Genomic DNA, 14,715 nt, shown 5'->3' on the forward strand with positions numbered 1-14,715 from the left:
GGCATTTCTGTGACGCATGATATTCACTGCCTTATCGACGCGCGCCATGAACTTGGCGAAGGTGCGACCTGGGACGAGCGTACCAACCGGCTGCTCTGGTGCGACATCAAGGGCTGCGCGATCCACGCCTATGATTGGGCGAGCGGCGAACAGCAGGTCTGGTCGTTCCCCGACACTATTGGTTCCTTCGGCCTGACGGAAGATGGGCGCTTCATCGTCGCCCGGCGAAACTCCGTCGTCCTGTTCGATCCGCAATCGGGTGAAGAAATCCATATCGCGGATATCGAAAAGGATAACGAGCACACCCGCACGAATGACGGCAAGGTGGGGCCGGACGGCGCATTCTGGGTCGGCACAATGCACGATCACAAGCCGCGGGAACCTCTCGGCGCGCTCTACCGGGTGACGGTGGATGGGTCGGTGACGAAAATCGTCGACGGGCTCTACGTCTCGAACGGTCTTGCGTGGTCGCCGGACGGCACGAGACTGTATCACGCAGACAGTTCGTCGGGTTACGTCGACATCTGGGACTTCGATCCGGCCACCGGGTCGGCTGCCAACCGCCGGCGCTTCGTCGACCTGAAGAACGAGGATGGCCGGCCGGATGGCGCGACGACCGACACCGAAGGAAACTACTGGTCGGCCGGCGTTTCGGCTGGCGTCGTCAACTGCTTTTCGCCGGACGGTGAACTGATCGAGAAAGTGCCCTTTCCGGTCCCGCGTCCGACGATCCCCTGCTTCTGCGGGCCGGATCTCGATACGCTGGTGGTAACGAGCTTGCGGCCCGGCGACGACCCGGCCCTTCTGGAAGAGCACCCGATGTCCGGCAGCCTCTTTGCCTTCAAGCCGGGCAAGCGCGGACTGCCTCCCTATCGGTTCCGCATTTCGTGACCGCCCGCCGGATTATTCGGCATGCCTGAAATCGTCCGTTCACAAACGGTCCGTATCCGATGGGCCGGGACAGATTTTTCAAACGAGGACGATTTCATGTCGAATGCAAACGAAGCACTCCTGTCGGCACGCCGCCGCGTGGCCGAAGCTGCCGCGCGAGAGGCGGGCAAGCTTGCGCTCGATCGCTTCCGGAACCGCAGGTTCACCGTGGAGGCGAAGGGCACGCAGGATTTCGTCAGCGAGGTCGACAAGGAAACCGAAAAGCTGATCCGCGAGCGGCTCGGCGCCGTTTTTCCCGAAGACGGCTTCATCGGCGAAGAAACCGGCGGAACGCCGGATCGTATCGTCTGGGTTGTCGACCCGATCGACGGCACGCATAACTTCGTGCGCGGCATCGGCTTCTGGTGCGTTTCGATCGGCCTCGTCGTCGACGGCAAACCCTCTGTCGGTGTGATTTACGATCCGATCCAGGACGAGCTTTATTCCGCGGCCGCCGGCCAGGGCGCGACGCTCAACGGCGAAGCGATCAGTGTTTCGGCGACCACGGAACCGACGGAAGCGGTCGTCGCAATCGGCTCCAATTTCCGAAAACCGCCTGAGCTTCACGTCAACACCATCGCCACGCTTTTCGAGGAGCGCTGCAGCCATCGCGGCCAGGGCGCGGGCGCGCTCTCGCTCGCCCTCGTTTCCGCCGGGCGGCTCGACGGATATTTCGAAAACCACATCAATTCCTGGGATGTGATGGCCGGCATCGTTCTCATCGCGGAAGCCGGCGGCTACGTGAACGACTTCATGGCCGACAACGGGCTGATGGAGGGCAACACCATTTTCGCCTGCACGCCCGGCCTGAAGGGTTTCCTGAGCAAGGCCACAGGTTTCGACTGTTAACAGAATTACAAACGGTCGCCGGCATCTGAAATTTCCGGTTCATATCGGGGGCACAGGCTGGAAGCACGGGTTCGCCGTCAGGCTACCGGCCCAGCCGCTTTCCTGCTTTGGGTCGGACAGTGCGGCGATCGTCCGAGAAAACGGGGGTGAGCAACGCCCCGGATAATTCTGTTTGGAGGAAACGATGAAAACGATCTCCGGCAGGCTTCGCCTGCTTGCCTCGACTGCCGCTCTTGCCGTCACCTTGTCGAACGGCGCGGCGATGGCCGAAAGCCTCGTCCTTTACTGCAGCGTCGGGGAAGAGTGGTGCTCGGCCATGGCCAACGGCTTCAGCCGCGCAACGGGCATCGACGTCGCGATGACCCGCAAGAGCTCCGGCGAGACCTACGCCCAGCTAAAGGCCGAAGCAAGCAACCCGAAGGGTGACGTGTGGTGGGGCGGCACCGGAGATCCGCACCTGCAGGCGGCCGAAGAAGGCCTAACCGAGGAATACACCTCGCCGATGCTCGAGAAGCTGCAGCCCTGGGCGGTCTCGCAGGCGACCTCTTCCGGGAACCGCACTGTAGGCATCTATGCCGGCGCGCTCGGCTTCACCTACAACACCGAGGTCCTGGAAGACAAGAACCTGCCGGTGCCGAGCTGCTGGGCCGACCTGATCAAGCCGGAGTACAAGGGCGAGATCCAGATCGCCAACCCGAACTCTTCCGGCACGGCCTATACCGCGCTTGCTTCGCTGGTTCAGCTGCTGGGTGAGGACGCTGCCTTCGATTACCAGAAGCAGCTCCACAACAACATCAACCAGTACACCAAGTCCGGCTCCGCACCCGCGAAAGCCGCGGCACGCGGTGAAACCGGCATCGGCATCAACTTCATGCACGACGGCGTGCAGCAGCGCGTCGGCGGGTTCCCGGTCAAGGTGATCGCGCCTTGCGAGGGCACGGGCTACGAGATCGGCTCGATGAGCATCGTCAAGGGCGGACCGAACCCGGATGCCGCGCGCAAGTGGTACGACTGGGCGCTGACCGCCGAAGCGCAGGAGATCGGCGCATCGGTGAAGAGCTTCCAGGTTCCGTCGAACGTCGGCGCGAAAGTCCCGCCGGAGGCGCCGAGCCTCGATACGGTGAAGCTGATCGACTACGACTTCAAGGAATACGGCAGTTCCGCGACGCGTCAGCGCCTGCTTTCGCGCTGGGATGACGAGATCGGCAGCCTCAACTAAGAGCAAGCCGTCAGATCGCTCCGCATTCGGATGGCGACATCCGGATGCGGAAATTTGATCGGAACAAGAGCGTTAGGGCCGCCATATGCGCGAACATTCGCGCTCATGTGGCTCTATCAGGCGGCCGGCTCCCTCCCGACGTGAGCCGAAACGCGTACCAAAGAGCCGGCCGCTCGCTCGTTCGTAGAAAAGGCCCGTTGCCAGCGGGCATATCGCATCTTCAAGGACGCATCGACATGCGACGCAGCCAATGGTTCTGGCTCGCCGCGGGTTGGATCGGTTTCGCCCTTCTACCGTGGTACGACACGCCCCTGTCCGATGACCGGACATGGTCCCTGCCCGCTCTTTTCGCCGGCCTCTTCGGCTCCGCGCCCTGGCTCCTGCCGTTGCTGGTGCCGTTACTCTTGCCGATCGTCTATCTCACGAAGGACGTTCAGTCGCGCGCTTCGGCGCTTGTGGCCGCAGGCATCATCGGCATCGCATATATGGTGCTGCAGGGTTTCGCATTCGGGCTGAACGGCTGGTCCTGGGCGTTCCTCCAGAGTGTTTTCGGCCCGACGGACCGTTTTCAAAACGGTTTCGGATACGGCGCGAACGTCACGCTGTTTTCCTTCCTGTTCATGCTGACGGAGGGCCTTGCCGCACGCGGCTGGATGAAGGGCGACCGTTTCGTAACAGGCTCGATCGGCCTCGTGATCGGCACGATCCTCTTCTTCGTCTTCCTTCCCGTCAGTACGATCCTGACCAATGCCGCGATTCCCGACGGCGAACAATCGGCGGTGGTTTCCTTCTTCTACAGGATGACCGATGCGGACATCTGGAGCCTTTCCTGCGCCTTTGAAAACCGGCGCTGCGGCGTTTTCTGGAACAGCCTTCGCCTTGGCATCCTGACCGGCGCGATCACGACGCTGCTGGGGCTTGCCTTCGCGCTGATCGCAACGCGCACGAACTTCCCTTTCAAGCGCGGACTACGCCTGCTTACCGTCCTGCCGATCATCACGCCGCCCTTCGTGATCAGCCTTGCGATCATCCTGCTTTTCGGACGCAACGGGACGGTTACGACCTTTTTCGCGGATGCGTTCGACATCGGGCGGTCGCGCTGGATCTACGGCCTGCCCGGCATTCTGATGACGCAGGCACTCGCCTTCACGCCCATCGCCTTTCTCGTGCTGATCGGCGTCGTGCAGGGCATTGCCCCTTCCATGGAAGAAGCATCGCACACCCTGCGCGCCAACAGGTGGCAGACGTTCAGATACGTCACATGGCCGCTGCTGCGCCCCGGACTTGCCAACGCCTTCCTCATCGGCTTCATCGAAAGCCTGGCCGACTTCGGTAATCCGCTCGTCCTTGGCGGCAACTACGACGTTCTTTCCACCAAGATCTTCTTTGCCGTCGTGGGATCGCAGAACGATCCGGGCCGCGCGGGTGCGCTGGCCATCGTGCTCCTGATGCTTTGTGTCGGCGCGTTCTACGTCCAGCGTCGCTGGCTCGGCAAGAAGTCTTACCAAACACTGACCGGCAAGGGCGATTCCGGCCGTCCATCGGAGCTTCCGCGCGGACTGAAATACGTCTGCTATGCCACCGCCATTCCCTGGGCGGTGTTCACGCTGATCCTCTACACGATGATCATGTTCGGCGGTTTCGTGAAGAACTGGGGCCGGGACAACAGCTTCTCGCTTGACCATTTCGCGGCGAACTTCGGCCTGGAATGGACCGAGTTCGGGCTGTTGTGGTCCGGCCGGGCGTGGGATTCGCTATTCACCACGCTGGAGATCGCCGCCATTTCCGCACCGCTGACGGCCGGCATGGGCCTCCTGACCGCCTATCTGCTGGTTCGCCAGCGCTTCGCCGGCCAGGCGAGCTTCGAATTCATCACCATGTTGAGCTTCGCCATTCCCGGCACCGTCATCGGCGTCAGCTATATTCTCGCCTTCAACACGCCGCCGCTGGAAATCACCGGCACCGGCATCATCCTCATACTCTGCTTCATCTATCGCAACATGCCCGTCAGCATCCGCGCGGGCGTTGCGGCGATGAGCCAGATCGACAAGAGCCTGGACGAATGCGCGATGACGCTTGGCGCGACCAGCGCCCAGACCGTGCGCCGCGTGGTTCTGCCGTTGCTGCGGCCCGCGATCGTCGCGGCTCTCGTCTATTCCTTCGTCCGGGCTATCACGTCGGTCAGCGCGGTGATCTTCCTCGTCAGCGCGCGCTACGACCTTGCGACGTCCTACATCGTCGGGCGCGTGGAGAACGGCGAGTACGGCCTGGCGATCGCCTATAGCGCGACGCTGATCGTCATCATGGCGGCGGCGATCACCCTGATCCAGTTCGCCGTCGGCGAACGCAAGGTTTCAAGAAGAACATCCTCTGACGCGGTCAAACAGGAGGTCCCCGCATGAGCGTCGACACCAAATCGGGCGGCGTCGAATTCCGCAATGTCACCCGCCGTTTCGGAAACGTCGTCGCTGTCGACAACGTAAGCTTTACCGCCGACCCCGGCACGCTCGTCACGCTGCTCGGCCCTTCCGGCTGCGGCAAGACGACCACCTTGCGCATGATCGCGGGGCTTGAATCCGTCAGCGAAGGCACGGTCCTCATCGGCGGCAAGGACGTAACCCTCCTGCACGCGACCGACCGAAGCGTGGCCATGGTATTCCAGAGTTACGCGCTTTTCCCGCATATGACGGTGATCGAGAACGTATCCTTTGGCCTTGAGATGTCCGGCTTTTCGCGCAAGGACCGGGAGGAAAAGGCGGCGGAGGGCCTGAGGCTCGTTGGTCTTGCGGGCTTTGAAGGGCGCTTGCCGAGCGAGTTGTCCGGCGGTCAGCAGCAGCGTGTGGCCGTGGCGCGCGCGCTCGTGCTTGAGCCCGAGGTCCTGCTTTTCGACGAACCGTTGTCCAACCTCGACGCCAAGCTGCGCCGGCGCATGCGCGACGATATCCGCGACCTGCAACAGAGCCTTGGGCTCACCTCCGTCTATGTGACCCACGACCAGGAGGAAGCGCTTGCCGTTTCCGACAAGATCATCGTGATGAACAGGGCGGTGATCGCGCAGGAGGGAACGCCGCGCGACCTCTACGAGCGCCCGGCCGACCGCTTCGTCGCGGACTTCATCGGCGGCGCGAACCTGATCGAAGGCCGGATCACGGGCCGGGTCGAGCGGTCTGCCACGGTCGACGTCGGAGGAGTGTTCCTCAATGTGCCGGATCGGCCGGAAGCTCCGGAGGATGTGCTCGTCGCGATCCGCCCGAACGCCATCCGCCTCGATACCACGCGGCAGCAAGAAGGCCTGCCGGTCGTCGTGCGCAAATCCGTCTATCTCGGCTCGCACATGGAATATGCGCTTGAAAGCGAGGTTGGCGAGCTGTTCGCAATCGACCACAATGTCGCCGGCGCCGTTGCGCCGGGGACCGATGCGGTGGCATGTTTCACGGAAACGGGGATGGCTCTAGTGGCGAGATAACCGCAACAGGGGCCCTGCCATCCTAAAAGCCCTTGGATAAACAACCAGGCGGGAAATGATGTCCGGCGCGCTGAAGCCACGCGGGGTCCATGGTCGGCTGATGGTGGCGCTCGGAGCGCTGGTCGGTCTGACGCTGCTTGCCGGCGTGACCGGCTGGCACGGTTTCACGCGAACCGAGACGGCGCTCGAGACGCTTCAGGCAGACAGTCTGAGCGATCTTTCGCTTGTTCTGACGGTGGCGGAACGAAGCGCGAGCCTTGCCGCGCGCGCGCCATACATTTCGGAACTCAGGAGCGAACGGCAAATAACGGCGGGCCGCGCGGAAATCGAAGCGCGTCTTGCCGAATTCACCGAACTTGCGATCAGCCTGCCGCGGCTTAATGAGAAGAACATTCCCCGCCCGACGGACGTTCCCTCCGCCGTCCGCCTCGCCGCGCGCCTTGAGGGAATACTGCGGGCGCTGTTGGATGTCACCGGAGAACGGCTTGCGGCCGATGCCGGCATGACGCATGCCTTCACGGCGCTCGCCGACTTCAGGAACTCCGCCAAGCGGATTGACGATACCGCGGCAGATCCCAGCAGCCTGTCGCCGAACCTTGCCGCCCGCCTTGGCGATCTGAGCGAACTCGTTCTTGAGGCAAGCGCAGCGGAAACGGTCGTCGCCGTGGAGGAAATCCGCAAGCGTTTTCTCAAGATGGCGCTACTCGTGGAAAGCGAACTCGCCTTCGGGCCGCACGCCGGCCTCAACGGCAAGATCGAGGCGATGGCGCCGATCTTCACCAGCCGTTTAAACCAGATCAGCACCCGAAACCGCTCGGAAGTCCTTCTGGCGGCGATCAACACCGCCTCGGCGCAGTTGACGGCGACGGTATCCTCGCTTGCCGACGTGGTGCGCTCATCCGCCCTCCAACGCAGCGAGGAAACGATTTCGGTGCTGCGCTTTGGCAAATCGGCGCTTCTTGCGGTTGCCGGCCTCTGCCTGCTGGCGGCATTGGGAGCCGCCAGTTTCGTCATGCGCGACGTTGCCGACAACCTGCGCCGCGCGACCGGCGCCATGACGCGCCTAGCCGCCGGAGACCGAAGCGCGGAGGTTCCCGGCGTCGAGCGCCAGGACGAACTGGGGGACCTCGCGCGCGCCTTCGACATCTTCAAGCGTCAGGCCATCGAGCGGGAGGAGCTTTCCGAAAAGCTCGCCGACAATGCGAAAACGCTGCAGGCGATCTTCGACAACCTTTCCGACGGCATCTCGCTTTTCAACGGCGAAGGCCGTCTGATCGCCTGGAACCCGCGCTTTGCTGAGTTGAGCGGCCTGAACCCGGAAGAGATCCGAGAAGGCGTTTCCATGCCGGAGTTGCTCGACAGGCTTTCGGCGACCAATGTCAAGGCGCGGACGGTCGACGGACGGCCGATCGACCTGACGCGTTTCGCACGTGGGCGCATCGCGCCCTTCGCGGTGCTGGAACTGCACACGCCCGACGGTCGAACGATCGAAATTCGCGCGGGCGCCATGCCGAACGGCGGCGTAATCGCCAGCCTGACGGACCTGACGGACCGCAAGGCCCTGCAACAGCAATTGCAACAGGCACAGAAGATGGAGGCCGTCGGGCAGCTTACCGGCGGCATCGCCCACGATTTCAACAACCGCCTTGCCGCGATCATGGGCAATCTGCAGCTGATCCACGACGACGGCGCGGCATCGGAAAAGCTGAAAAGCCGGTCCTTGCGCGCACTCGATGCGGCGGAAGGCGGGGCCGCGATGACGCAGCGCCTGCTCTCCTTCGCCCGCCGGCAGGCGCTCCTGCCGCAAGTGACCGATCTGAACGAGCTGGTGGAAAGCCTGAACGACCTGCTCGGCTACAGCCTCGATCCCGGCATTGAGCTCATGCTAGATCTCGACCCGTCGATTCCCCCGGTCATGGTCGATCCCGCGCAACTTGAGAACGCGCTTTTCAACCTCGTGTTCAACAGCCGCGATGCGATCGACGGACGCGGGCGGATTACCATTGCGACACGCGCGAACTCCGATCCTTCAGGGGCCACGCGCGAAGTGACGATCCTTGTACGCGATACCGGCAGCGGCATGACCGCGGATGTCCGGGCAAGGGTGCTGGAGCCCTTCTTCACCACGAAACCCTTCGGACGGGGAAGCGGCCTCGGCCTGTCGATGGTCTATGGTTTCGTACGCCAGTCGGGCGGGCGGATCGAGATCGAAAGCGCGCCCGCGCAAGGCACGTCGATCCAGCTTTGCTTTCCGGCGACAAGCGAGACCGTCCGGCCCGCACCGCGCGATGAGGTTGCGGTACCGGTGCCGCGGGCGAACGGGGAAAAAATTCTGGTCGTCGAGGATGAGGATCTGGTCCGCGAAACGGCCGTCGACATGCTATCGGGCCTTGGATACCGGGTAACGGCTGTTGCCAATGCGGAGGATGCGCTTGACGGGATCCGCGCCGAAAATTTCGATCTGTTGTTCACCGACGTCGTTCTTGCCGGTGGCGTGAATGGACCGGAACTTGCCGAGCGGGCGCTGAGGATCAAGCCACTGATGCCGGTGCTTTTCTGCTCCGGCTTCATGCGCCAGACACCGCCGGACCGGGCGGCGGCCCCCATGCCGGAGCGCATTCTGGAAAAGCCCTATCGCCGGGAAACCCTGGCGCTCAGAATCCGTGAAGCGCTTGATGGCGCCCGTATTCAGGAGCCGTCAAGCGGCTCTACCTGTGCGTCGAACACATAGCCGAGGCCACGCTCGGTACGGATGAACCGCGGATTGCGCGGGCTCGGTTCGATCTTGCGCCTGAGCCTGAGTATCAACACGTCTATTGTCCGGTCGAAAACGTCGTCGTTGCGCCGGCGCATCAGGTCGAGAAGCTGGTTGCGCGACAGCACGCGCCCGCGCGCCTCGACGAGGGCCGCAAGAAGATCGAACTCCGAAACGGTAAGAGAAACCGGGACACCCGACGGGTCGGTGAGCTTGCGCCCGTCAAGGTCGAGCGAGAACCCCAGGAAGCGATAGCCGCGCCGCTGCGTTTCGGCGGGAACCGGCGAAAGCTGGCCCGGTCCCTTGCGGCGAAGCACCGCCTTAACCCGGGCAAGAAGCTCGCGCGGATTAAACGGCTTGACCATATAGTCGTCCGCGCCGATCTCCAGGCCGACGATACGGTCCACATCGCTGCCGCGCCCTGTCAGCATGATAATCGGTATATCGCTGGAAGAACGGATGGAGCCGGCCACGGCAAGGCCATCCCGGTCCGGAAGCTGCAAATCGAGGATGATCAGCTCTGGCGGATTCACATCCCCCATAAGCTTGGCAAGCGCGCCCGCGCTTTCGCAAGCAAGCGCGCTGAAACCGCCCTCCTGCAGAATGTCGACCACCGTATCGCGGACGATCCGGTCGTCCTCGACGACCGCGACACGTCCACCCGTCGCCGACGACGTCATCGGCATCCTCCCGAGCATGCTTCGTTCTTGTCATTCGTTAGCGGCGTAAATGTTTCACGACTTTCGCTGCTCGGCAAGCGGAAGGGGTCTGCGGGTATCGTACCGCCACGTTAGATGTTTCTGCCGAAGGCCAGTTCGTCCGAGGCGCGGAACATGTGGCAAAGCTCGTTGGAAACGCCGAGGCTGACTTCATCACCCTCGTTATAGGCCGCATCGCCGGGGATTTTCGCCGTCACGAGCGAGCCATCGGCAAGTCTTGTGTGCAGCAGATAGGCCTCGCCCAACTGTTCGAGCACATCCACCTTGCCTTTCAAAACGGTATCGGATCCCTCGGTCCGTGTCGTCAAATGTTCCGGGCGGATGCCAAGAATGACGCTGTCGCCGGCCGACGCACCATCGCCCTTCACCTTCGCCACAGCCGAACCGCCGCCCGGCAGCCCGACCTTTATCCCCTCCGCGTCGACCGCATCGATTTTTGTGTCGATGAAATTCATTTTCGGTGAGCCGATGAAGCCGGCCACGAAGATGTTGCGCGGGTGGTGGTAAAGCTCGAGAGGCGGACCGACCTGCTCCACGTTGCCGGCATTCAGCACGACGATCTTGTCGGCAAGCGTCATGGCCTCGACCTGGTCATGGGTGACGTAGATCATCGTCACGCCCATCTCCTTGTGAAGCTTGGCGATCTCGATGCGCATCTGCACCCTCAGGGCGGCATCGAGGTTGGACAGCGGTTCGTCGAACAGAAATACGCGAGGGTTGCGCACGATGGCCCGCCCGATGGCGACACGCTGGCGCTGCCCGCCCGAAAGCTGCTTGGGCAACCGGTCGAGAAGCGGCGTCAGCTCCAGGATCTCTGCGGCCGCGCGCACGGCCTTGTCGATTTCTTGCCTGCCGGATTTGGCGAGCGTCAGGCCGAAGGCCATGTTCTCGTAGACCGTCATATGCGGATAAAGCGCATAGGACTGGAAGACCATGGAAATTCCGCGCTCCTTGGGCGTTTTGGCATTCACGCGTTCGCCACCGATCAAGAGGTCGCCGCTCGTGATATCCTCCAGCCCCGCAATCAGGCGCAGCAGCGTGGACTTGCCGCAGCCCGACGGCCCCACGAAGACCGCAAATTCTCCGTCGGCGATGTCAAGATCCACGCCGCGGATCACCTTCACGGAGCCGAATTGCTTGGTCACGTTCTTGAGGACCACTTGCGCCATTCCATTCCTCCCGCAGGATCAACCCTTATTCAGTTGGAAGCGGCTGAATACGAAAAGTTGATCGCTTTCATTTCGTCTCCGTTGCATTTGCCTACCTGATCAAACCCTGAAGAACCCGGCGTCATGCCCGTCAAGCCGCAGCGTCGCCTCCTGCACAAGGCCGGAAAAACCATGCCCGTCCAGGGGCGACGGCTGCATGAGATCGCCAAGCGCCACGCTCACCGGCTCCGCCCCCAGATTGAACGCGCACAGCACCTTTTCGCCCCCCTCTTCGCGCACGAACGCCAGAACCGGCTCCGGCAGGTCGAGGAAACGGATCGAGCCCTTGCGAAGCGCCATGTTGCGGGACCGCCAGGCGAGAAAGCGGCGCACGCGCGACAGAACGGAACCCGGATCGTTCTTCTGCGCCGAGACAGCATGCACGGCATGATCGGCCGGCACGGGAAGCCACGGATCGCCGCTTGAAAAGCCGGCGTGCGGCGCGCTGTCGGACCAGGGCATCGGCGTGCGGCACCCGTCCCGGCCCTTGTACTCGGGCCAGAACTGGCGCCCGTAAGGATCCTGCAGCAATTCATAGGGCACGTCGGCCTCCACGAGGCCGAGTTCCTCCCCCTGGTAGATGCAGGGGCTTCCCCTGAGCGAGGCGATGAGAGCGACCAGCATCGGAGCGGCACGGCTCGTGTCGTGATCGAGGTTCCAGCGCGAAATCACACGGCGCACATCGTGGTTGGAAAACGCCCAGCTCGGCCAGCCCGTACCGATCGCCGCCTCGAAATCCTCTACCGTCTTGCGAATGAAAGCGGCTGAGAAGCTTTCCGACAAAAGGTCGAACGTATAAGCCATGTTGAGGCGCTTTCCGGCCTCTGTGTAAGCCGCCATGGTGGCAAGCGGATCGTGATCGGCACCGATCTCGCCGACGGTGGCAATGCCTGAATAGCTGTCGCAAAGCCGCCTCAGGCGCTCCAGAAACGCGAGGTTTTCCGGCTGCGTCTTGTCGTGGATGTGGTCCTGATAGGCGTAAGGGTTGGACAGCGCGACGCCTGCAACCCTCGCCTTCTCGCCAACCGGCGGGTTGTCCTTCAGGTCCTTGTCGTGAAAGTAGAAGTTGACCGTGTCCAGACGGAAGCCGTCGACACCGCGGTCCAGCCAGAAACGGGCGGCTTCGAGAACCGCATCCTGAACCTGAGTGTTGTGATAGTTGAGATCCGGCTGGGATTTCAGGAAGTTATGCAGGTAGTACTGGTGCCGGCGCGTGTCCCACTCCCATGCGGGTCCGCCGAAGACCGAAAGCCAGTTGTTGGGCGGCGTCCCATCCGGCTTCGCATCCGCCCAGACATACCAGTCCGCCTTGTCGTTCGTGCGGTTCGACCGGCTTTCGGCAAACCAAGGATGCTGGTCGGAGGTGTGCGAGATGACAAGGTCGATCAGCACTTTCAGCCCGCGCTCATGGGCGGCCTCCACCAGCCGGTCGAAATCCGCAAGCGTGCCGAACATCGGGTCGACATCGCAGAAATCCGCGACGTCATAGCCGAAATCGTCCATCGGCGAGCGGAAGAACGGCGAGATCCAGATCGCATCGGCACCAAGCTCGGCGATATGGCCGATATGGTCGACAATACCCGGCAGGTCGCCGATACCGTCGCCGTTCGAATCGGCGAACGAGCGAGGGTAGACCTGGTAGATGACCGCCCCGCGCCACCAGTCTGCCTGGTCGGGCGAGCGGCTGGCAGCCGGATTTTCTGCATGCGACGACATGGATTATCCCTTGATTGCGCTTCCTGTCAGCCTTTTACCGCTCCTGCGGTAAGGCCCGAGACGATGCGGCGCTGGAAGATGAGAACGAGGATGACGACGGGCACAGTGACGATGACCGATGCCGCCATGATGTTGCCCCAGGGAAGCTCGAACTGGCTTGCGCCCGAAAGGAGTGCGATGGCAACAGGAACGGTGCGCTGTTGCGCCGAAAGCGTGAAGGTGAGCGCGAAGAGGAATTCGTTCCACGCCGCGATGAAGGCAAGCAGTCCTGTCGTGACCATGGCAGGCCACATCAGCGGCATGAAGATCTTGCTGACGACCGTCCATGGCGATGCGCCGTCGACATAGGCTGCCTCTTCCAGTTCCTTCGGCAGTTCGCGCATGAAGGTGGTCAGCACCCATACGGTGAAGGGAAGGGTGAGAATGAGGTTTGCAAGGATCAGGCCCGGAAGCGAATTATAGATACCGAGTGTGCGGATAAGTTCGAACATGCCGGAAAGCACCGCGACCTGCGGGAACATCGAGACGCTGAGGATCGTCAAAAGCAGCAAGCCACGCCCTGTGAACTGCACACGGCCCAGCGCATATGCCGCCGTCAGCCCGAGGAAGAGGGAAATCGCCACCACGGTGAAGGCTACGACGACGGAATTCAGGATATTTCGCCCGAAGGGCTGCTCCGTGAAGACGGAGACATAATTCCTGAAGTCGAAATGGTCGGGCAGGATCGACGCGGTGAAAAGCTCTGAGCCCGAACGGAAGGACGACAGGATCGCGTAGTAGAAGGGAAAGACCGCGAATATCGCGATTGCGATCAGGAGTGCCCAGAAAGCGACTTTTCCGACAAGACGTTGCACGCTCATTTCACCTCCTCCCCGAGACGGACCTTGCCGACGGTCAGCGTCAGCACCACGAGTACGGCGATGATCATGAAAAGCATGGTCGAGGCGGCCGAACCGTAGCCGACCTCCTGGAAATCGACCAGTTGCTGGCGCGCGTAGACCGACATGGTCATGGTTTCGCGCGAGTTGGAGGTCAGCACGTAGATCAGGTCGAAGATGCGCAGCGCATCGAGGCCGCGGAAGATGAGCGCGACGACCAGCGCCGGGCGGATAAGCGGCAGCGTCACCTTGAAGAAAACCTTGACCGGGTGAATGCCGTCGACCTTTGCCGCCTCGTAGCAGTCGGTCGGCAGGATCTGCAGCCCGGCCAGGATCAGGAGCGCCATGAAAGGCGTCGTCTTCCACACATCCACCATGATGACCGCCCACATGGCGGTGTCGGGCGAGGCGGTCCAGGCGATGGGCGCGGAAATGATGCCGATGCCGATTAGGATTTCATTGAGGATGCCGAACTGGTCGTGCAGCATCCAGCCCCACATCTTGGCGGAAACGATCGTCGGGATCGCCCAGGGGATCAGGATCGCGGCGCGCAGGTATCCGCGCCCCTTGAACGCGGTGTTGAGCGTCAACGCCACGATCATGCCGAGCACGGTCTCAAGCGCGACGGAAACCACCGTGAACCAGATCGTGTTCCAGACGGCGTTCCACCAGTCGGGATCGACGAGCAGGCCGTACCATTCGCCTTCGTAGTACTCCAGGAAGTTCGCGAAGCCGATGAAGCGCGTGTCGTCGAGCGCGGAAAGATTGGCGTCGGTGAAGGCGAAATAGATCGTGCGGATCAGCGGCCATCCGGCGACCAGCGCCAGGACGATCATCATCGGCGTCAGGAATATCCAGGCGGATCTGACACGCGCACGAGTGAGTTCCGACGCACTGCCTGCGGCAACGGACATGGCCGCCCCCTTTCGGTTTCGCGAAAGTCCGGATCTTGAAACTGAACCCCGGCGCCGCCCA

The 14,715-nt window shown here is 62.4% G+C and carries 11 protein-coding genes; 6 read left to right on the forward strand and 5 right to left on the reverse strand.

What is annotated here, in order from left to right; genetic code table 11:
* The first annotated feature begins 3 nt into the window (after window positions 1-3).
* The 6 genes from GR183_RS18335 (at window position 4) to GR183_RS18360 (ending at window position 9,195) form a co-directional block, all read left to right on the forward strand.
* The gene (locus GR183_RS18335; protein ID WP_376765782.1) at window positions 4-891 is read left to right on the forward strand and encodes an SMP-30/gluconolactonase/LRE family protein; all 888 of its coding nucleotides are present in this window, start codon (window positions 4-6) and stop codon (window positions 889-891) included.
* Between the two features lie 96 nt (window positions 892-987).
* Window positions 988-1,779 carry an inositol monophosphatase family protein gene (locus GR183_RS18340; protein WP_160777116.1) on the forward strand — a complete coding sequence of 264 codons (792 nt, stop codon included), beginning with the start codon at window positions 988-990 and terminating at the stop codon, window positions 1,777-1,779.
* A gap of 184 nt (window positions 1,780-1,963) precedes the next feature.
* The gene (locus GR183_RS18345; protein ID WP_160777117.1) at window positions 1,964-2,998 is read left to right on the forward strand and encodes an ABC transporter substrate-binding protein; all 1,035 of its coding nucleotides are present in this window, start codon (window positions 1,964-1,966) and stop codon (window positions 2,996-2,998) included.
* A 236-nt stretch (window positions 2,999-3,234) separates the two neighbouring features.
* Complete coding sequence (locus GR183_RS18350; RefSeq protein WP_160777118.1) at window positions 3,235-5,400, forward strand: ABC transporter permease; 2,166 nt, start codon at window positions 3,235-3,237, stop codon at window positions 5,398-5,400.
* Complete coding sequence (locus GR183_RS18355; RefSeq protein ID WP_160777119.1) at window positions 5,397-6,464, forward strand: ABC transporter ATP-binding protein; 1,068 nt, start codon at window positions 5,397-5,399, stop codon at window positions 6,462-6,464. The genes GR183_RS18350 and GR183_RS18355 overlap by 4 nt, the downstream gene beginning before the upstream one ends.
* Before the next feature lie 58 nt (window positions 6,465-6,522).
* Window positions 6,523-9,195 carry an ATP-binding protein gene (locus tag GR183_RS18360; protein ID WP_160777120.1) on the forward strand — a complete coding sequence of 891 codons (2,673 nt, stop codon included), beginning with the start codon at window positions 6,523-6,525 and terminating at the stop codon, window positions 9,193-9,195.
* Here GR183_RS18360 and GR183_RS18365 read toward each other — a convergent pair.
* The 5 genes from GR183_RS18365 to GR183_RS18385 form a co-directional block, all read right to left on the reverse strand.
* A complete protein-coding gene (locus GR183_RS18365) occupies window positions 9,153-9,899 on the reverse strand; it encodes a winged helix-turn-helix domain-containing protein (RefSeq protein WP_160777121.1) in 747 nt (248 codons plus the stop codon). The two genes, GR183_RS18360 and GR183_RS18365, sit on opposite strands and share 43 nt — an antisense overlap.
* Window positions 9,900-10,009: 110 nt before the next feature.
* Window positions 10,010-11,107 (reverse strand): ABC transporter ATP-binding protein, encoded by a 1,098-nt coding sequence (locus GR183_RS18370; protein WP_160777122.1) that lies wholly within the window; start codon window positions 11,105-11,107, stop codon window positions 10,010-10,012.
* A gap of 99 nt (window positions 11,108-11,206) precedes the next feature.
* Complete coding sequence (locus GR183_RS18375) at window positions 11,207-12,862, reverse strand: alpha-glucosidase family protein (protein ID WP_160777123.1); 1,656 nt, start codon at window positions 12,860-12,862, stop codon at window positions 11,207-11,209.
* 26 nt (window positions 12,863-12,888) lie between these two features.
* Window positions 12,889-13,722, reverse strand: coding sequence for a carbohydrate ABC transporter permease (locus tag GR183_RS18380; protein WP_160777124.1), 834 nt, complete (start codon window positions 13,720-13,722; stop codon window positions 12,889-12,891).
* Window positions 13,719-14,654, reverse strand: coding sequence for a carbohydrate ABC transporter permease (locus tag GR183_RS18385; RefSeq protein ID WP_160777125.1), 936 nt, complete (start codon window positions 14,652-14,654; stop codon window positions 13,719-13,721). The genes GR183_RS18380 and GR183_RS18385 overlap by 4 nt, the downstream gene beginning before the upstream one ends.
* Window positions 14,655-14,715 lie beyond the last annotated feature (61 nt).

Origin of the sequence: Stappia sediminis, assembly GCF_009826895.1 — a bacterium.
GTDB lineage: Bacteria > Pseudomonadota > Alphaproteobacteria > Rhizobiales > Stappiaceae > Hongsoonwoonella > Hongsoonwoonella sediminis.